Source organism: Nocardioides kongjuensis (assembly GCF_013409625.1).
Classification (GTDB): Bacteria; Actinomycetota; Actinomycetes; order Propionibacteriales; family Nocardioidaceae; genus Nocardioides; species Nocardioides kongjuensis.
Genome location: NZ_JACCBF010000001.1, coordinates 4,363,826 through 4,382,231 on the forward strand (window position 1 = coordinate 4,363,826; position 18,406 = coordinate 4,382,231).

The 18,406-nt window shown below is 74.3% G+C and carries 19 protein-coding genes; 11 read left to right on the forward strand and 8 right to left on the reverse strand.

What is annotated here, in order from left to right; genetic code table 11:
• The first annotated feature begins 6 nt into the window (after nucleotides 1-6).
• On the forward strand, nucleotides 7-825 hold the full coding sequence (locus BJ958_RS21015; RefSeq protein ID WP_179728795.1) for an aldo/keto reductase: 819 nt from the start codon (nucleotides 7-9) through the stop codon (nucleotides 823-825).
• Between the two features lie 29 nt (nucleotides 826-854).
• Here BJ958_RS21015 and BJ958_RS21020 read toward each other — a convergent pair whose 3' ends face one another.
• Genes BJ958_RS21020 through BJ958_RS21040 form a run of 5 tightly spaced genes read right to left on the reverse strand, consistent with a single transcriptional unit; the run spans nucleotide 855 to nucleotide 5,536 of the window.
• Nucleotides 855-2,351: a sodium/solute symporter gene (locus BJ958_RS21020; protein WP_179728796.1), complete on the reverse strand. Its 1,497-nt coding sequence runs from the start codon at nucleotides 2,349-2,351 to the stop codon at nucleotides 855-857.
• On the reverse strand, nucleotides 2,351-2,728 hold the full coding sequence (locus BJ958_RS21025; protein ID WP_179728797.1) for a hypothetical protein: 378 nt from the start codon (nucleotides 2,726-2,728) through the stop codon (nucleotides 2,351-2,353). Before BJ958_RS21025 ends, BJ958_RS21020 begins: the two co-directional genes overlap by 1 nt.
• Nucleotides 2,729-2,742: 14 nt before the next feature.
• Nucleotides 2,743-3,474 carry a LytR/AlgR family response regulator transcription factor gene (locus BJ958_RS21030; RefSeq protein ID WP_179728798.1) on the reverse strand — a complete coding sequence of 244 codons (732 nt, stop codon included), beginning with the start codon at nucleotides 3,472-3,474 and terminating at the stop codon, nucleotides 2,743-2,745.
• Entirely contained in the window at nucleotides 3,471-4,592 is a 1,122-nt protein-coding gene (locus BJ958_RS21035; RefSeq protein WP_179728799.1) for a histidine kinase, read from the reverse strand. The genes BJ958_RS21030 and BJ958_RS21035 overlap by 4 nt, the downstream gene beginning before the upstream one ends.
• Nucleotides 4,593-4,621: 29 nt before the next feature.
• On the reverse strand, nucleotides 4,622-5,536 hold the full coding sequence (locus tag BJ958_RS21040) for a class I SAM-dependent methyltransferase (protein WP_179728800.1): 915 nt from the start codon (nucleotides 5,534-5,536) through the stop codon (nucleotides 4,622-4,624).
• A 69-nt stretch (nucleotides 5,537-5,605) separates the two neighbouring features.
• Between BJ958_RS21040 and BJ958_RS21045 the strand changes: the two genes are divergently transcribed.
• Nucleotides 5,606-6,334 carry an oxidoreductase gene (locus BJ958_RS21045; RefSeq protein WP_179728801.1) on the forward strand — a complete coding sequence of 243 codons (729 nt, stop codon included), beginning with the start codon at nucleotides 5,606-5,608 and terminating at the stop codon, nucleotides 6,332-6,334.
• Nucleotides 6,335-6,781: 447 nt separating this feature from the next.
• Here the strand turns inward: BJ958_RS21045 and BJ958_RS21050 are convergent, their stop codons facing one another.
• Complete coding sequence (locus tag BJ958_RS21050) at nucleotides 6,782-7,591, reverse strand: HAD family hydrolase (RefSeq protein WP_179728802.1); 810 nt, start codon at nucleotides 7,589-7,591, stop codon at nucleotides 6,782-6,784.
• Nucleotides 7,592-7,792: 201 nt separating this feature from the next.
• Here BJ958_RS21050 and ssd point away from each other — a divergent pair, with 201 nt between their 5' ends.
• The 7 genes from ssd to BJ958_RS21085 all read left to right on the forward strand — a co-directional run bounded on the left by ssd (nucleotide 7,793) and on the right by BJ958_RS21085 (nucleotide 12,619).
• Nucleotides 7,793-8,827: a septum site-determining protein Ssd gene (gene ssd, locus BJ958_RS21055; RefSeq protein ID WP_343052762.1), complete on the forward strand. Its 1,035-nt coding sequence runs from the start codon at nucleotides 7,793-7,795 to the stop codon at nucleotides 8,825-8,827.
• Complete coding sequence (locus BJ958_RS21060; RefSeq protein WP_179728804.1) at nucleotides 8,824-9,993, forward strand: TadA family conjugal transfer-associated ATPase; 1,170 nt, start codon at nucleotides 8,824-8,826, stop codon at nucleotides 9,991-9,993. The genes ssd and BJ958_RS21060 overlap by 4 nt, the downstream gene beginning before the upstream one ends.
• Nucleotides 9,993-10,781 (forward strand): type II secretion system F family protein, encoded by a 789-nt coding sequence (locus BJ958_RS21065; RefSeq protein ID WP_179728805.1) that lies wholly within the window; start codon nucleotides 9,993-9,995, stop codon nucleotides 10,779-10,781. The genes BJ958_RS21060 and BJ958_RS21065 overlap by 1 nt, the downstream gene beginning before the upstream one ends.
• A complete protein-coding gene (locus BJ958_RS21070) occupies nucleotides 10,774-11,496 on the forward strand; it encodes a type II secretion system F family protein (RefSeq protein WP_179728806.1) in 723 nt (240 codons plus the stop codon). The genes BJ958_RS21065 and BJ958_RS21070 overlap by 8 nt, the downstream gene beginning before the upstream one ends.
• Before the next feature lie 172 nt (nucleotides 11,497-11,668).
• Entirely contained in the window at nucleotides 11,669-11,857 is a 189-nt protein-coding gene (locus tag BJ958_RS21075) for a DUF4244 domain-containing protein (protein WP_179728807.1), read from the forward strand.
• Nucleotides 11,829-12,257 (forward strand): TadE family type IV pilus minor pilin, encoded by a 429-nt coding sequence (locus BJ958_RS21080; protein ID WP_179728808.1) that lies wholly within the window; start codon nucleotides 11,829-11,831, stop codon nucleotides 12,255-12,257. The genes BJ958_RS21075 and BJ958_RS21080 overlap by 29 nt, the downstream gene beginning before the upstream one ends.
• The gene (locus BJ958_RS21085) at nucleotides 12,254-12,619 is read left to right on the forward strand and encodes an Rv3654c family TadE-like protein (RefSeq protein WP_343052763.1); all 366 of its coding nucleotides are present in this window, start codon (nucleotides 12,254-12,256) and stop codon (nucleotides 12,617-12,619) included. Before BJ958_RS21080 ends, BJ958_RS21085 begins: the two co-directional genes overlap by 4 nt.
• Nucleotides 12,620-12,627: 8 nt before the next feature.
• On the opposite strand, the gene BJ958_RS21090 is transcribed toward BJ958_RS21085, so the two are convergent.
• Together BJ958_RS21090 and BJ958_RS21095 are read right to left on the reverse strand one after the other, a co-directional pair.
• Complete coding sequence (locus tag BJ958_RS21090; protein ID WP_179728809.1) at nucleotides 12,628-12,939, reverse strand: hypothetical protein; 312 nt, start codon at nucleotides 12,937-12,939, stop codon at nucleotides 12,628-12,630.
• 25 nt (nucleotides 12,940-12,964) lie between these two features.
• A complete protein-coding gene (locus BJ958_RS21095) occupies nucleotides 12,965-15,331 on the reverse strand; it encodes a DEAD/DEAH box helicase (protein ID WP_179728810.1) in 2,367 nt (788 codons plus the stop codon).
• A 140-nt stretch (nucleotides 15,332-15,471) separates the two neighbouring features.
• On the opposite strand from BJ958_RS21095, the gene BJ958_RS21100 reads away from it, so the two are divergent.
• Complete coding sequence (locus BJ958_RS21100; protein WP_179728811.1) at nucleotides 15,472-15,804, forward strand: anti-sigma factor antagonist; 333 nt, start codon at nucleotides 15,472-15,474, stop codon at nucleotides 15,802-15,804.
• Between the two features lie 289 nt (nucleotides 15,805-16,093).
• On the forward strand, nucleotides 16,094-18,406 hold the full coding sequence (locus tag BJ958_RS21105) for a sodium-translocating pyrophosphatase (RefSeq protein ID WP_179728812.1): 2,313 nt from the start codon (nucleotides 16,094-16,096) through the stop codon (nucleotides 18,404-18,406).

The following is an 18,406-nucleotide window of genomic DNA, read 5'->3' on the forward strand; positions in this document are numbered from 1 at the left end:
AAACCCATGACCATCCCCTCCGTCACCCTCAACAACGGCGTCGCCATGCCCCAGGTCGGCTTCGGTGTCTTCCAGGTGCCGAACGACGACACCGAGGCCGCGGTGAGCGCTGCCCTCGAGGCCGGCTACCGCAGCATCGACACCGCCGCGATCTACGGCAACGAGGAGGGCGTCGGCCGCGCCATCGCCGCCTCCGGCATCGCCCGCGACGAGCTGTTCGTGACCACGAAGCTGTGGAACAGCGACCACCGCACCGCGGTCGCGGCGTACGACGCCAGCCTGGAGCGCCTCGGCCTCGACCGGCTCGACCTCTACCTGGTGCACTGGCCGGCTCCCGGCAACGACCGCTACCTCGACGCCTGGACCGGCCTCGAGGAGCTGTACGCCGGCGGCCGGGTCCGCGCGATCGGTGTCTCCAACTTCCTGCCCGAGCACCTGCACCGCGTCGCCGCCCTCGGCGGCACCGTCCCGGCGGTCAACCAGGTCGAGCTCCACCCCGCCCTGCAGCAGCGCGACATCGTCGCCGCCGACGACGCGCTCGGCGTCGTCACCGAGGCCTGGAGCCCGCTCGCCCAGGGCGCGATGCTCGTCGAGCCCACCGTCACCGCGATCGCCGAGAGGCTCGGCCGCACGCCCGCCCAGGTCATCCTGCGCTGGCACCTGCAGCAGGGCCGGGTCGTCATCCCCAAGTCGGTCACCCCGTCGCGGATCGTGGACAACCTCGACCTGGTGGGCTTCGAGCTCACCTCTGCCGACCTCGCCGCCATCGACAGGCTCGAGCGCGACGGCCGGGTCGGTCCGCACCCGGCCGAGTTCAACGGCTGAGCTCAACGGCCGAATGCAACGGCTGAGTCCTAGCGGCTGAGCGACTCCGGCGTGTGCAGCCGGACCAGGAACCGGCGTGCGTGCGCCGGCTCCCGGTCGGCGGTCGCGAGCGAGACGGCGACCATCACGAGCACAGCGACGGGCACGCTCCAGGCGGCGGGCTGGGCCAGCAGCGCGCCCGCCCACCCACCGGGGGCGTAGCCCGCGAGGGTCGCGATCGCGGCCCCGCCGGCGCCGAGGCCACCGGCAGCGAGCCCCGCCAGCGCGCCGGCGTCGGTCAGTCGCCGCCACCAGATGCCCAGCACCAGCAGCGGGCAGAAGGTCGACGCGGCCACCGCGAACGCCAGGCCCACCGACTGGGCGACGCCGACGTTGCGGACCAGGAGCGCCGCCAGGACCGGCACGACCACGGCCACCATCGCCGCGAACCGGAACGCCGCGACCCCGCGCTGCTCGCTGACCAGCCGGCTGGTGACGTCCTGGGTGAGCACGCCGGACACGGCGATCGCCAGCCCGGAGGACGTCGACAGGAACGCTGCGAACGCCCCGGCCGTGACCAGTCCGGTCAGCACGTCGCCGCCGACCCCGTCGAGCATCGCCCGCGGCAGCTCCAGCACGAGCACGTCCGAGCGGCCCTCGGCGACCAGCCGGCCGCCGTACACGCGGCCGAGGGCGGCGTACACCGGCGGCCAGACGTAGAAGAGGCCCAGCAGTGCGAGCACCACGACCGTCGTACGCCGGGCTGCCCGGCCGTCGGGGTTCGTGTAGAACCGCACGACCACGTGGGGCAGGCCCATGGTGCCGAGGAAGAGCCCGGCGATCAGTGAGTACGTCGTGTAGAGGCCGACTCCGCCGTCGCCCGCGACCGGGTTCGACCAGTCGCCGCCACCGATCCCGTCGGGACGTCCGTCCCCCCACCAGACCGCGACCAGCACGGCGGCCGGGACGAGCAGCGCGGTGAGCTTGAGCCAGTACTGGAAGGCCTGCACGAAGGTCACCGACCGCATCCCGCCGGACGTCACGTTCGCGAGCACGATCCCCGCCACCACGAGGGACCCGGCCCACTCGGGGGCGCCGATCGCCGAGCGCAGCGTGATGCCGGCGCCTTCGAACTGCGGGATCATGTAGAGCCAGCCGATGCCCACGACCAGCAGCGAGCAGGCGGCCCGCACCGTGCGGGAGCCCAGCCGGGCCTCGGCGAAGTCCGGCAGCGTGTAGGCGCCGGAGCGCCGCAGGGGTGCGGCGACGAGCACCAGCAGGACGAGGTAGCCCGCGGTCCAGCCGACCGGGTACCACAGCATTTCCGCGCCGCCCACGAGCAGCAGCCCGGCGATGCCGAGGAAGGACGCGGCGGAGAGGTACTCCCCGCCGATCGCGCTCGCGTTCAGGCCCGGCCGGACGGTGCGGGAGGCGACGAAGAAGTCGCTGGTGGTGCGCGAGAAGCGCAGCCCCCAGGTGCCGATCGCCAGCGTCGCGAGGGTGACCAGCACGACCGCGACCAGTCCCGGTACGTCGGCGCGCTCCATCAGGCGCCGTCCTCGTCGGGGTCGCTCACGAGGTCGGTGAAGACCCGCTCGTTGCGCTCCGCGCTGCGGACGTAGCGCCACGCGAGCAGCAGCAGGAACGGGTGCACCAGCACGCCCAGCAGCAGCCACGGCAGCGGGATCCCGAGCGGTCGGACGTCGGAGAGCGACGGCCACAGGTGGAAGGCGAGGGGGAGCACGCCGAGGGTGACCGCCAGCAGCACGAGCAGCCGCACGGCCAGGCCGAGCTGCGCGCGCAGGAGGGAGCGGAGGTAGACGTCGCCGAGCGCGGTCTGCTCGTGCACGTCGCCGAGCCGGTTCGCCGCCCGCCCCGCCGGCGTGTGGCGTGGCGGCCCGGTGACCCGCACCCGTTCAGCCATGGTGGGCGCTCATCTCAGCCTCCCGCGCGGGCCCGGCGGACGAGGACGTCGCGCAGGGCGCGGGTGTGCCGGCGGCTGACGGGGAGCTCGGTGCCGTCGCCGACCACCACCGACGTGCGGCCGGCGTCGTTGCGGACCTCCGTGACGTGGGCCAGCGCGACCAGCAGGGAGCGGTGGATCCGGTGGAAGCCCGCCTCCGCCCAGTCCTCCTCGAGCGTCGTCAGCGGCACCCGGACCAGGTAGCTGTCGCCCCCGGTGGTGTGCAGCCGGGCGTAGTCGCCCTGGGCCTCGACGTGGGTGATGTCCCCGCGGTCGACGAACCGGGTGACGCCGCCCCGCTCCACCGCGACCTGGGTGTCCGTCGCGGCCGGCGGCGGTGCGGTGCCGCCGAGCACGCGTCGTACGGCCTCGGCCAGGCGCTCGGGGCGCACCGGCTTGAGGACGTAGTCGACCGCGTGCAGGTCGAAGGCGTCGACGGCGTGCTGCTCGTGCGCGGTCACGAACACCACCGGGGGCGGCTGCTTGAACCGGCCGAGCACCTCGGCCAGCTCGAGCCCGGTCAGGCCGGGCATCTGGATGTCGAGGAAGACGCAGTCGACCTCGCGCTCGCGCAGGATCCGCAGCCCGTCGGTCGCGGACTGGCAGGCGATCACCTCGCCGACCCGGTCGTCGGCGCCGAGGAGGTAGGTCAGCTCGTCGAGCGCCGGCCGCTCGTCGTCGACGACGAGCACGCGCAGGCCCGTCATGCCGTGACTCCCGGCGCGAACTTCGGCACCCGCACGATCACCTTGGTCCCGGCGCCCGGAGCGGTCTCCACGACCAGACCGTAGTCGTCGCCGAAGCTCGCGCGCAGCCGCGCGTCCACGTTGCCCAGGCCCACCGAGTCGAGCTCGGTGTCGCCGGCGAGTGCGCGGCGTACCTTCTCCGGGTCCTCGCCGACCCCGTTGTCCTCGACCTCGAGCACCGCCTCGTGCCCGCGGTCGTGGGCCACGATCGTGAGGTGCCCGGTCTGGTCGACGCTCTCCAGGCCGTGCCTGACGGCGTTCTCGACGAGGGGCTGGATGCACAGGAACGGGACGACGACCGGCAGCACCTCGGGCGCGATGTTGAGAGTCACCTGCAGCCGGTCGCCGAAGCGGGCCTGCTCGAGGAGGAGGTAGCGCTCGATCGAGCGCAGCTCCTCGGCGAGCGTCGTGTACTCGCCGTGGCGGCGGAAGGAGTAGCGCGTGAAGTCGGCGAACTCCAGCAGCAGCTCGCGCGCCCGGTCGGGGTCGGTGCGCACGAAGCTCGCGATCGCGTTGAGCGAGTTGTAGACGAAGTGCGGACTGATCTGGGCCCGCAGCGCCCGCACCTCGGCCTCGATCATCCGGTTGCGGTGGGCGTCGAGCTCGGCCAGCTCCAGCTGCCCGGACACCCACTCGGCGACCTCCTCGGTCGCGCGCACCAGCCCGGCGGTCGGGCTCGGCGCGAACGCCTGCACGGTCCCGAGGACCCGGCCCTCCACCACCAGCGGGCTGACCACGCCGGTGCGGACCGGGCAGCCGCCGACCGAGCAGCCGAGCTGGTCGCGGTCGACCGTGCGGGTGCTGCCCCTCTCGATCGCGAGCAGGCCCACGACGGCCGCCTGGTCGGCGTGGTGGTCGCCCACCCCGTCCCAGGCGAGGACCGCCTCGGTGTCGGTGATCGCCAGGGCCGGCGTACCGAGCAGCGCCCGCAGGTGCCGGATCGCGCGCTCGGCGCTGGCCGTCGTCAGGCCCTCACGGAGCGCGGGCGAGGCGAGCGACGCCTGGTGCAGCGCCCGGAACGCCGCCCGGTCAGCATCGCTGCCCAGGTGGTCCCGCCGCCACAACCGTCCGCCGCGCACGTGATCATCGTGCCGTACGGCGCGCCGGGTCAGCGGAAGTCGATGAGCAGCATGCCCGAGTCGTCGTCGGCCGGCGGCTCGACGGCGGGGGCCAGCGCGACGGGCACGGTGTCCTCGCCGACGAGCTCCTCCGGCGCGTCGACCACGGGGGCCGGCTCCGCGGCCGTCGTAGCGCCGGCGGGCTCCTGGCGGATCGTCTTGGGCTGGATCCCGACCACCGCGCGGAAGCACTCGGTCACCCACGGCAGCTGCATGCCGTCCATGCCACGGCCGAAGTCGTCGTAGAACGCCAGCACCTCGCGGACCTTCGAGTCCTGGCCGGTGCGGTCGAGGCAGGCGACGTCGGGCAGCGAGCGCGCGAGGTCCTGCACCGACGCGCGGTCGATGACCTGCCACTGCTTGAAGGCGGTCTCGTCGGCCGGGCCGAAGTACGGCGACGAGTCGATCGCGTCGCCGATGCCCTCACCGGTCGTGTGGTGCCCGATCAGGTTGCCGAGCCGCTTGACCCACGGGATCCGCTCGTCGCGGACGTTGCGCACCACCGCGAACGTGCCGCCGCGCTTGAGGACGCGCGCGATCTCCGGCAGCGCCCTCTCGGCGTCGAACCATGCGTCGGCGTCCGCCGCGATCACCAGGTCGTACGTCGCGTCCGCCGCCGGGATCTCCTCGGCCGACGTCTGCGAGACCCGCAGCTCCGGCAGCCGGGTCCCCAGCCGGTCGAGCATCCGCGGGTCCGGGTCGGTCGCGTGCACGTCGTGGCCGAGGGCGACGAGGTGCTCGGTGAGCTTGCCGGTCCCGGCGCCGAGCTCCAGCACGGCCAGCGGCTCCTCGCCGGTCAGCCACGCGACGGCCTCGCGCGGGTAGCCGGGGCGGCCGCGGTCGTAGGCCTCGGCCACACTGCCGAAGCAGAGGCCCGGTGCGTCGGGGGTGGAGTCGGTAGCCATCGGGGCGAGCGTACGGCGGCAGCGGCTCCGGATCACGGAGGCACGCGAGCGCGCCAGTAACGTTGCCGGGTGACCTCCGACCCGCACGCCTGGCTGATCTCCCTCGAGGGCGTCCCGTCCGGCTTCGCCGGCGCCCGCGACGGCATCGACGCCGTGCTCCGCGACCGGGGCCTGCGCCGCACCAGCCCCGACCTGACCGCCGAGTCGTTGCTGCGCGGCGCACACGCCAGCGCGGTGCTCGAGGGCTCGGGCTCCACGCTGGCCGAGGTGCGGGCCGGCGAGGGCGACGAGATCGCCGCGGACGCCGTACGCCTGGCGACCGAGCTGCTCTCCCTGGTCCCCGTGCTGCGCCGCCAGCCGCTGCAGGCACTGGCCCGGATCCACACCGTCGCCGCCCGGGGCGCGCTCCCCGACGAGCTGCTCGGCCGACCGCGCGACGGCGAGTCCGCCTCCCGCCTGCGCGGCATCGCCGAGCTGGTCACCGCTCCGACCGAGGCCCCCGCGCTCGCCGTCGCCGCCGTCGTCCACGCCGAGCTGGTCACCGCCGCTCCGTTCGGCTCCCACAACGGGATCGTGGCCCGCGCGACCGAGCGGCTGGTCGCGGCTGCCCGGGGCGTCGACGAGAAGTCGCTCGTCGTACCCGAGGCGGCGCACCTCGCGCTGCGTGCGGAGTACGAGTCCAACCTGCGCGGCTGGGCGAGTGGCAGCCAGGCGGGCATGCACTCGTGGCTGCTGTACGCCGTCGAGGCCTGGTCGGCCGCCGCCGAGGCGAGCCCCCTGGTGCGCGACGCGGAGTAGCCCGAGCTCGTCGAGGAGGCCGAGCCCCTGGGCGAGGCCGTATCGAGACGCCTCGCCGAGGTCTCGATACGGCGGTCGCGGGCGCTCGCAGGCTCGCGCCCGCGCGCCTACTCGACCTTCCCGCCTGGTCCGCGGCCTTGCTCGTTCCTCGCAACGCAGCGGGCGGCAAAAGCAGGTGGCACCCGAGCCATCGAGTGTCTCGGGTGCCACCGCTGACACGTGAACCTTGGTTACCAGGCGTGCACCATCAACAACTGCCCCGGAAGTCTTCCGGATGCAAGCGCCCAATTCAGAAGGGTAGATCGCCGCGTGGGTACCTGGATCACGTGTTGCTCTTGAGTTCTTGGTGTCCTTTGTACGCCGCTGGCGAGCCACCTTCAAGGGTTGTCTTTTCCCTGGGGACGGGGAACGCTGGCCGGTTGGGAGCAGGCTCCGCTCCGGCGACGGTCAGGCGCTGAGGGAACGCCGCCGGGCACCGATCCACACCGCGGCACCCACCGCGACCACGCCGCCGACGGCGAGCGCCGCGAGGGTCGGCTTCGGCGGCGGCAGGTGCAGCCGCGACTGGAGGGCGACCGGTCGGGTGAAGACGAGGACCGGCCAGCCGCGGGAGGCCGCGATCTTGCGCAGCTCCTTGTCGGGGTTGACCGCGTGCGGGTACCCGACCGCCTCCAGCATCGGCACGTCGGTGACCGAGTCGGAGTAGCCGTAGCTGTTCTCGAGGTCGTAGCCGACACTCTCCGCGAGCTCGCGGATCGCGTTCGCCTTCTCCTCGGCGTACGCGTAGTAGTCGATCTCGCCGGTGTACCGCCCGTCCTCGACCTTGAGCCGCGTCGCGACCACCCGGTCCGCGCCGAGCAGGGCGCCGATCGGCTCGACCACCTCGCTGCCGGACGTCGAGACGATGACGACGTCCCGGCCCGCGGCGTGGTGCTCGTCGATGAGGCGCACCGCCTCGTCGTACACGAGCGGGTCGACGACGTTGTGCAGCGTGTCGGCCACGATCTCGCGGACCGTCGCGACGTCCCAGCCGGCGGTGAGCTGCGACATGAACTGCCGCATCTTCTCGACCTGGTCGTGGTCCGCGCCGCCGACCATGAAGACGAACTGGGCGTACGCCGAGCGGAGCACGGCCCGGCGAGAGATGAGCCCGCCGGCCTGGAACGGCTTGCTGAAGGCCAGCACGCTCGACTTGGCGATGATCGTCTTGTCGAGGTCGAAGAACGCGGCGGTGGGCGGCGTACCCGCGAAGGCCATGGCTCCATCCTAGGGATCCCGTCCGCCCCGCCCGTTGCGAATGCGGCCGCCGGCTGTCCACACCCGGTGTGCCCGAGGCCGTCCTCCACACCCCAGCGGACTGCGCGCATGGTCGTGCCGGAGGGCGGCGACAACCTCGGCATGACACGCAACCGACCCCTTCCGTCCCCGCACGCCCGTCCCGCGGACGTGCCTCCCCTGGTGGTGACCGCCGATGAGGACCTGCTGGCCGAGCTGCTGCCGCTCGCCGCCGCGGCCGACGTGGCCCCGACGATCGCGCGCGACCCGCTGACCGCCCTGGTCACGTGGAGCCGGGCGCCGGTCGTCCTCGTCGGCGCCGACCTCGCCGCCGCGATGGTCCGCACCGCTCCCGAGCCGCGGGCCCGCAGCTACGTCGTCAGCGGTCCGCGCCCGCCCGACCAGCTGTTCCGCACGACCCTGGACCTCGGCGCCGAGAACGTCCTCGAGCTGCCCGCCAGCGCCGGCTGGCTGGTGGAGCTGCTCGCCGACCTCACCGAGCACCAGCCCGACCGCGCCCGGGTGATCGGGGTGATCGGCGGCACGGGCGGCGCCGGGGCGACCACCTTCGCCTGCGCCCTGGGCCAGTGGGCCGCCCGGTCCGGCGACGCCGTCGTGATCGACTGCGACCCGCAGGGTCCGGGCCTGGACCGGATGCTCGGCCTGGAGCGCAGCGAGGGCTTCCGCTGGGATGCCCTGTGCCAGACGACCGGCCGGCTCTCCGCCCGCTCGCTGCGGGAGGCGTTGCCGCGGCGAGGGAGCCTGGGCGTGCTGTCCTGGTACGTCGACGGGCGCACCCAGAGCCTGCAGGCGTTCGCCGTGCGCGAGGCCCTCTCCGCGGCGCGCCGCGGGCACCGGGTGGTGGTCGTCGACCTCCCGCGTTCGCCCGACCCGCTGGTCGACGAGGTCGCCGCGCGCTGCGACGAGCTGCTCGTGGTGACGCTGGGCAGCGTCGTCGGGGTGGCAGGTGCTGCCCGGATGCGGGCGCGGTTCGCCGACCACGCCGCACCCGGTGTGGTGCTGCGGGGCGAGGCCTTCAGCACCGACGAGGTGGCCCGGGCGGTCGGGCTCCCGGTCCGCGTCCAGATGCGCGACCAGCGCGCACTCGCGGAGGCGGTCGACCTCGGGTTCGGGCCACTGCGCACGACCCGGGGGCCGCTCGCCCGGGCCGCGGCGCGGGTCCTCGACCTCGCGACGGCGGCGGAGGTCGCGGCGTGATCGCGGACGCGGACGTCACCGCGCTGGTCGAGGACGTCCGCGCGCAGCTGGCCCGTGCTCCCGGCGACCTCAGCCCGCACCGGGTGGCCGACGCGCTGCGCTCGGCGGGTCGGCCCGTCGGCGACGCGACCGTGCTCGCGGTCTACGAGGCACTGCGCCGCGACGTCATCGGCGCCGGCCCCCTCGAGTCGCTGCTCGGGCTGCCCGGTGTCACCGACGTCCTCGTCAACGGCCCCGGACCGGTCCGGATCGACCGCGGTGACGGGGTCGAGGAGTCCGACGTGGTGCTGCCCAGCGAGGAGTCCTGTCGTCGGCTGGCCCAGCGGCTGGTGGCCAGCGGCGGTCGGCGGCTCGACGACGCTGCGCCGTGGGCCGACGTACGGCTGCCCGACGGGACCCGTTGCCACGCCCTGCTCGCCCCGCTCGCCCAGCCCGGGACCGCGATCTCGCTGCGGATCCCACGCCGCGGCGGGTTCACGCTGACCGGGCTGCGCGATGCCGGCGCGCTGACCGACGCCGGGCTCGAGCTGGTCCGGCGCGTGGTCGACGCCCGGCTCGCGTTCCTCGTGACCGGCGGGACCGGCGGCGGCAAGACCACGCTGCTCTCAGCCCTGCTCGGTGCGGTCGATCCGGGCGAGCGCATCGTGGTCGTCGAGGACGCCGCCGAGCTCCGCCCCGCGCATCCCCAGGTGGTCGGGCTCGAGGCGCGTCCGGCCAACCTGGAGGGCGCCGGCGCGGTCGTGCTGCGCGACCTGGTGCGCCAGGCCCTGCGGATGCGCCCGGACCGGCTGGTCGTGGGCGAGGTGCGCGACGCCGCCGTCGTCGACCTCCTCGCCGCGATGAACACCGGTCACGAGGGCGGCTGCGGCACGCTGCACGCCAACTCCGCCGCCGACGTGCCCGCCCGCATCGAGGCGCTCGCGCTCGGGGCCGGCCTGGCCCGCGATGCCGCCCACAGCCAGCTGGTCGCGGGCCTCGACGTGGTCCTCCACGTGCTCCGGGACCGGCGCACCGGCAGGCGGCGGCTCGGGGAGGTCGCGGTCGTCGTGCGCGGCCCCGACGGGCTGGCCCGCACCGAGGTGGCCGTCGCGTTCGACGCGTCCGGCACCCCGACCGAGGGTCCCGGCTCCCCCCGGCTCCTCGACCTGCTCGAGGGGAGGGCGTGATGGGCCCGGTGCTGCTCGGGGCGGCTGTCGCGGCGAGCCTGCTGCTCGTCGTCCCCGCGTCGCCGCGGCTCCCTGTCCCGGCACACGGCTCGCGAGGCAACCACCGGCGGCCGGTCCTGGCGGTCGCGGCGGGGGCGGCGCTGGCGGCGTTGGTCTCGCACGGCTCGACGCCGGGCCTGGTGCTGCCGCTGCTGACGCTCGCGCTCGTCACGGCCGTCGTCCGGGCCGTCGCCGCGCGGCGGCGGGACCGGGCCGCGACCGACGTACGCCGTCGCGTGGTCGACCTGTGCGACGCCCTGCGCGCCGAGCTCGCCGCCGGCCAGACCCCGGCGGGCGCGCTCGACCGGGCCGCCGTCGAGTGGCCGTTCGTCGCTCCCGCGGCCCGGGCGGCGCGGAGCGGGGGCGACGTCGTCGCCGCGTTCCGCTCCCTCGCCACGACGCCCGGCGGCGAGGCGCTGCGGGTGGTCGCCGGCGCGTGGCAGGTCGCGCACCGGACCGGCCACGGCCTCGCCGACACGCTCGGCCGGGTGGCGGCGGACCTGCGCGCGGGGGAGCGCACCCGTCGGGTGGTCGGCGGCGAGCTGGCGTCGGCGCGCGCGACCGCCAGACTGCTCGCCGCCCTGCCGCTGCTCGCGCTGCTGATGGGTTCCGGCGCCGGTGCCGACCCGCTGCGGTTCCTGCTCGGCGAGCCGGTCGGGCTGGCCTGCCTCGCGGGAGGTCTGGCCGCCGGTCACGCCGGTCTCGTCTGGATCGAGGCACTCGCCCGGGACGTCGAGCGTCATGGCTGAGGCGGTCCTGGTCGGCCTGCTCGTCGGTCTGGGTGTGTCCCTGGGACCCGGAGGACCGCGTCCCACCGAGGCCTCGACGCCGACTCCGCGGGACGCGTCCGACGGCGCGGACGGGCTGCTGCGCCGGGGTCGCGTCCTGTGGGCGCTGCTCGCCGGCGGCGGCGCGGCGGTCCTCCTCGGCGGGCCGTTGGCCGTCCCCGCGGGCGTCGTGGTCGGTGTCGTGGTCGGCACGACGGCCGGTCGCCTCGAGCCACGGGCGGTGCGGCAGCGCCGCGAGGAGGTCCGCCGCGAGCTGCCCCACGTCGTCACCCTCCTCGCCGCGGCGCTGCGCTCCGGACAGGCGCCGGTCGAGGCGGTCGAGCTGGTCTGCCGGGCGCTGCCGGGTGCGGCGTCCGAGCGCCTCGCACCCGTTGCCGCGCGCCTGCGTCTGGGCGGTGACGTCGGCGCGATCTGGGGCCGGCTGGCCGACGACGCGGACCTCGGACCGTTGGGGCGGGCGCTCGCCCGCGCCCACCGGACGGGCGCGCCCGTGGTCGCGGCCGTCGAGGGGCTGGCCGACGAGCTCGGCGACCGGGCCCGGGCCGAGGTGGAGGACCGGGCGCGGGCAGTCGGGGTCCGGGCCGCCGTACCGCTGGGGGTGTGCCTGCTGCCGTCCTTCCTGCTCCTGGGCATCGTCCCGCTGGCCGTGTCGCTGGCGGCGAGCATCGTGGGCTGAGCGGGCTCAGGAGCCCCAACCGTGCTGACGGGAGACGTCGATCATCCCCAGGGCACGGATCGGCCGGACTCCGTACACAGGCCGGGGAGCCTCGAACGCGGGGCGTCGGCTGGGGCGCGCAGGGTCGGTCCCGACAGCCGCACCGGGTGGCTGCTGACGAACGGAGAGAACCTTGGCACCACGCACTTCCCGCGCCTCTCGCCACACGGAGCGGGGCGTCACCACCGCGGAGTACGCCGTCGCGACCGCCGCCGGCGCCGGCTTCGCGGGCCTGCTCTACAAGCTGCTCAGCGGTGGCTTCGGCGACAAGCTGATCAAGACGCTGTTCGACCATGTCCTCAACCTGCTCGGGCTCGGCTGAGGGCGGCGCCGCGCGGCGCCGCGCCGGTGATCGCGGCGCGGTGACAGCCGAGCTGGCCCTCGCCCTGCCCGTCCTCCTGGCCGTGACCGCCGGCCTGGTCTGGTTGCTGGCGGTTGCGGTCGCCCAGGTCCGCACGGTCGACGCCGCCCGGGAGGCCGCTCGCGCGCTCGCCCGCGGCGACGACGTCGGCGAGGCGCTGGCGCTGGGCGAGCAGGTGGCGCCGGACGGCGTCCGGCTGTCCGTCTCGGCGTCCGGTGACCGGGTCGTGGTCCGGGCCCGGGGCCGGGTCTCCGGTCCGGGCGGGCTGTTCGGTGTGCTCCCCGGCGCCACCGTCCGCGCGCAGGCGGTCGCGATCACCGAGGGGAGATCCGGAGGGGGACCGGAGGGAGGCGGGCCGTGAGCCAGCGGGGCGCCGCCACGGTGCTGGCCGTGGCGATGGCCGGGGTGCTGCTGCTCGTCGGGGCCGCGACCGGCGTGGTCGGTGCGATCGTGGTCGCCCACCGGAGGGCCCAGGCGGCGGCCGACCTGGCGGCGCTGGCCGGCGCCACGTCCCTCGCCGGCGCCGGGGCCGGGCACCCCGGACGGGATCCGTGCGCAGCAGCGGCCGAGGTCGCGACGGCCAACGGCGCTTCGCTGGTGACCTGCGTTGTCGAGGGATCCGACGTCGTCGTCGAGGTCCGGGTCAGTGGTCCCCGGTGGCTCGGCCAGGACCGCGACCTGGCTGCCGCCGCACGGGCCGGACCGGAGGGACGGTCGCGATGACGGGCCGGTCAGCCCTCGTCGTCGGCCAGCTCGTTGCGGCGGCGGTCGAGCTCGACCTGGTCCAGCTTGTCCGAGAGCTCGGCGAGGCGCTTGTGCTCCTTGCGGCGCTGCCAGCCCTGCTTCGCGCCCGCCTTCATCAGCCACAGGCCGAGCACGATGAGCAGGGTGGAGACGGCGCCCCACAGCACGAGGGTCCCGGGCGCGACGTCCCAGTTCATGATCTCGGCGGACCGGTGCTTGTAGTCGATGCTGGCGCCGAAGAAGCTGAGCACCAGCCCGATCACACCGACGACCAGGACGACCAGTCCGAGCAGCAGCATGGGGGCAGGCTACTCGCCACCGCGGCTACTCGGCGGCAGGCGCCTCGCGGAGCAGCGCGTCGAGCAGGGCGACGGCGCCGGCCTTGTCGAGCGGGTCGTTGCCGTTGCCGCACTTCGGTGACTGGATGCACGAGGGGCAGCCGGACGTGCACTCGCAGGCCGCGATGGTGGCCCGGGTGGCGCGCAGCCAGGCGGCGGCGGTGCGGTACCCCCGCTCGGCGAAGCCCGCTCCGCCCGGGTGGCCGTCGTGCACGAACACGGTGAGGACACCGGTGTCGGGGTGGCGGGCGGTGGAGACGCCGCCGATGTCCCAGCGGTCGCAGGTCGCGAAGAGAGGAAGGAGCCCGATGGAGCAGTGCTCGGCGGCGTGAGCGGCGCCGGGGAGGTCGGCGGGGGCCAGGCCGGCGCCGGTGAGCAGGTCGCTGACGACGTCGTCCGGCACGCTCCACCAGACCGCGGCGGTCGACAGGGTCCGCGCGGGCAGGTCGAGGGGCTTCTCGTCGATCACCTCGCCGGTGCGGGTCCGCCGTCGCAGGTACGACGTGACCCGGCTGGTCACCTCGACCGTGCCGAACGAGACCCGGCAGGGTCCCCAGTCGACGTGCTCGCGTTCCTCGACGATCTCGATGTCGGTGACGTCGCGCGCGGTGGTGGTGTGGTCGACGTCGGCCCGGCGCAGCGTGGCGACGTTGTCCTCGAGGTCGAGGGACTCGACCAGCCAGGTCTCGCCCCGGTGCAGGTAGACCGCGCCCTCGTGGGCCGTGCTGTGGGCGCGGCCGCCGTCGACGGTGCCGACCACGCGACCGGTCACCGCCTCGACGAGCTGGACCTGGGCGCCTCCGGTCGAGCGGATGTCGGCGAGGTCGGCGGCGCGGGAGCGGTCGGTCCAGTACCAGCCGGCCGCCCGGCGGCGGAGCAGTCCGCGTTCGACGAGGGAGCCGAGGACCTCGCGCATCCGCGGCCCGAACAGGGCGGCGTCGGCGACGGTCACCGGGAGCTCCTGGGCCGCGGCACACAGGTGGGGCCCGAGCACGTACGGGTTGTCGGTGTCGAAGACCGTGCCCTCGACCGGGCGGCCGAGCAGCGCGTCGGGGTGGTGGACGAGGTAGGTGTCGAGCGGGTCGTCACGGGCCACGAACAGTCCGAGCGCACCGCCGCCGTCGCGCCCGGCCCGGCCGACCTGCTGCCAGAAGGCGGCGCGGGTCCCGGGGTAGCCGGTCACCACGACCGCGTCGAGCCCGCTGATGTCGATGCCGAGCTCGAGTGCGTTGGTGGCGGCCATGCCGAGCAACCGTCCGCTGCGCAGGTCCTGCTCGAGGGCGCGACGCTCCTCGGGGAGGTAGCCACCGCGGTACGAGTCGATCCGCCCGGCCAGCGACGGGTCGACCTCCTCGACCAGCTCGCCCGCCCGGCGGGCCACGGTCTCGACGCCGTGCCGGGACCGCACGAAGGCCAGGGTGCGGACGTCCTCGACCACGAGGTCGGCGAGCAGGTCGGCGGTCTCGGCGGTCGCGGGCCGGCGCACCGGCGCGCCGTTCTCCCCTTGGTACGACGTCAACGGCGGCTCCCAGAGGCCGAGCGCGAGCGCCCCGCGGGGCGAGCCGTCCTCGGTCACCGTGGTCACGTCGAGACCGGTCATCCGGCGCGCGGTCACGTCGGGGTCGGCGACCGTGGCCGACGCGAGGACGAAGACCGGCGAGGCCCCGTGGAGCGCGCAGATCCGCCGCAGCCGGCGTACGACCTGGGCGACGTGGGCGCCGAACACCCCGCGGTAGTGGTGGCACTCGTCGATCACGACGTAGCGCAACGACCGGAGGAACGAGGTCCACCGCTCGTGCCCGGGGAGCAGCGAGCGGTGCAGCATGTCGGGGTTGGACAGGACGTACTCCGCGTGGTCGCGGGTCCACTCCCGCTCCTCGGCGGTGCTGTCGCCGTCATGCGTCGCGACCCGTACGTCGAGCCCGAGGTCGCGGATCGCCGCCCACTGGTCGTGGGCCAGCGCCTTGGTGGGAGCGAGGTAGAGCACCGACGCGCCGCGCTGCCCCCGCGGGCCGCGGGCGGCGCGGATGTCGGAGAGCGCGGGCAGGAGGTAGGCGAGGGACTTGCCGGACGCCGTGCCGGTCGCCACGACGACGTGCTCGCCGCGGTGGGCCGCCTCGGCCGCGGCCACCTGGTGCTGCCACGGGCGCCCGACACCCCGGGCGGTGTAGGCCGCCACCACCGCCGGATCGGCCCACACCGGCCAGTCGGCCAGGGCTGCTGGCCGCGCGGGGACCTGCTCGCGGTGGGTCAGCCGATCGGCCCGGGACGGCACCGCGACCAGCCGGTCGAGCAGGGCCTCCGGATCGCGTCGCCGGGCCGGGGCGACGTCGAGATCTGGCTGGGCGCTCACCCCCCGATTCTCCCCCGGACCCCCGACACGAGACCCACGGCATACCGACAGGATGTCCGCTCCTTGCGCGAGCGCGTGCTCGGCATGGTTTGATAAGTGCCACCAGACGTAGGAATAAAGGGCTATCCCGGGGTGAGGTCGTGAATCTGACACTGTCGACGCGCGAGGTCGGTGGGCGCACCGTCGTTGCCGTGGGTGGCGAGATCGACGTCTACACCGCCCCGAAGCTCCGCGACACCATCACCGAGCTCGTGGCCGGCGGCACGTACAACATCGTCGTCGACATGCAGGCGGTCGAGTTCCTCGACTCCACCGGCCTCGGCGTCCTCGTCGGTGGCCTGAAGAAGGTCCGTGCCCACGACGGCTCGCTCGAGCTGGTCTGCAACGCCGACCGGCTGCTCAAGATCTTCAAGATCACCGGCCTCGCCAAGGTGTTCGTCATCCACGACTCGCCGGACGCCGCCCTCGCCTGAGTTGGTCTGGCGCTCGCGCATGTCGCGCCGCCTCGTGACGCCGCTTCTTCCTCCCCCGCGCGCTCCCTCGTCCCTCGGTCGCGCGCTCATCCGTGCAGAAGCGGCGGGCGGCGCGACGACACCGGTGCAGCCGGGCGTCGTGCGTCCATGGCAGCGCGCTGATCTCCACCCCGGCGTGTGATCTGCACCACAGCCTCCATGTGTTCTACGCCACACTCTGCGTAGACTCCGGGCACGATCTCAGACCTGGCCCCCGTGGCCGAACTGAACCCCCGCAGGAGGCAGTCGTATGCCCCATCCGTTCGTCGTCCCTCAGGTAGCAGATGTCGAAGTCACCGGGGGCGACCTCGCCCTCGTGGCGGTCGTGGCAGCGATCGCCCTCGGCTCGCTGGGCATGGCCGTGCTGTTCAGATCGGAGGTCCTGCGCGCCGGCGAGGGCACCGCGAACATGCAGCGGATCGCCCAGGCCGTCCAGGAGGGCGCCAACGCCTACCTCACCCGCCAGTTCCGCACGCTGACGGTCTTCGCGGCCATCGCGTTCGTCGTCCTGCTCGCGCTCCCGGCCCACACGGTCGACGGCGCGAGCGGGCTGCAGTCGGAGTGGGCGGTCCGGATCTCCCGGTCGATCTTCTTCCTGGTGGGAGCCGGGTTCTCGGGGGCGGTGGGCTACCTCGGCATGTCGCTGGCGGTGCGCGCCAACCTCCGGGTCGCGGCGGCGGCCAACGAGCAGGGCCGCGACCCGGCGATGAACATCGGCTTCCGCACGGGTGCCTTCGTCGGGATGTTCACGGTCGGACTGGGCCTTCTCGGCGCGAGCGTGGTGGTCATCGTCTTCCAGGAGACGGCGCCCAACGTGCTGGAGGGCTTCGGGTTCGGTGCCGCGCTGCTCGCGATGTTCATGCGCGTCGGCGGCGGCATCTTCACCAAGGCGGCCGACGTCGGCGCCGACCTGGTCGGCAAGGTGGAGCAGAACATCCCCGAGGACGACCCGCGCAACGCGGCGACGATCGCCGACAACGTGGGCGACAACGTCGGTGACTGCGCCGGCATGGCGGCCGACCTGTTCGAGTCGTACGCCGTCACCCTGGTCGCGGCGCTGATCCTCGGCTCGCAGGCGTTCGGTGACAAGGGCCTGGTGTTCCCGCTGATCGTCCCGGCGATCGGTGCGCTGTCGGCGATCGCCGGCGTCTACCTCACCAAGCCGCGGGCCGGCGAGAGCGGGCTGAAGACCATCAACCGGGCCTTCTACATGTCGGCCGCGGTCGGTGCGGTCGCGAGCGCGGTCGCCGCGTTCGTCTACCTCCCCAGTGAGTGGAGCGAGCTCGGGTCCGGTGCGACGGCCGACCTGTCGCCGCCGGTGTTCGCGGCCGGTGCAGTCGCGATCGGCATCGTGCTGGCGGCGGCGATCCTCGCCCTCACCGGCTACTTCACGGGCACCGAGCACCGGCCGGTCAAGGACGTTGCCCGGACCTCGCTGACCGGCCACGCCACCGTGATCCTGTCCGGGCTCTCGGTCGGCTTCGAGTCCGCGGTCTACACGGCGATGGTGATCGGCGCTGCCGTGTTCGGTGCCGCGCTGCTCGCGGGCGGCTCGACCGGTCTCGCGCTGTTCGCGGTCGCCTTGGCCGGCTGCGGCCTGCTGACCACGGTCGGCGTGATCGTCGCGATGGACACCTTCGGCCCGGTCTCCGACAACGCCCAGGGCATCGCGGAGATGTCCGGCGACGTGAGCGAGGAGGGAGCCCAGATCCTCACCGAGCTCGACGCGGTCGGCAACACCACGAAGGCGATCACCAAGGGCATCGCGATCGCCACCGCCGTCCTCGCGGCGAGCGCCCTGTTCGCGTCCTACACGCAGAGCGCGTACGACGAGGTCGGTGCCGCGCTGGACCAGGACTTCCTGGTCTACGACGCCAAGCTGATCGTGGGCGCGCTGCTCGGCGCCTGTGCCGTGTTCCTGTTCTCGGGCCTGGCGATCAACGCCGTCGGCCGCGCTGCCGGTGCGGTCGTGATGGAGGTACGCCGCCAGTTCCGCGACATCCCCGGGATCATGGAGGGCACCGCCCGTCCGGAGTACGGCCGGGTCGTCGACATCGTCACCCGCGACTCGCTGCGGGAGCTGGCCACGCCGGGCATCTTGGCGATCCTCGCCCCGGTGGCGGTCGGCTTCGGGCTCGGTGTCGGGCCGCTGGCCGGCTTCCTCGTCGGGGCGATCGCCACCGGCACGCTGATGGCGGTGTTCCTCGCCAACGCCGGTGGCGCCTGGGACAACGCGAAGAAGCTGGTCGAGGACGGCCACCACGGAGGCAAGGGCTCGGAGGCGCACGCGGCCACGGTCACCGGCGACACCGTGGGCGACCCGTTCAAGGACACCGCCGGACCGTCGATCAACCCGCTGCTCAAGGTGATGAACCTGGTGTCGTTGCTGATCGTCGGTGCCGTCGTCAGCCTCTCCTACGGGGAGAACAAGAACGACGTGGTCCGGATCCTCATCGCCCTGGCGGCGGCGGCGGGCATCTTCGCCGCGGTCTACATCTCCAAGCAGCGCGTCTCGACCATCGGGGACGACGCCCCGCAGCCCGCTGCAGCCGAGTCCGCCTGA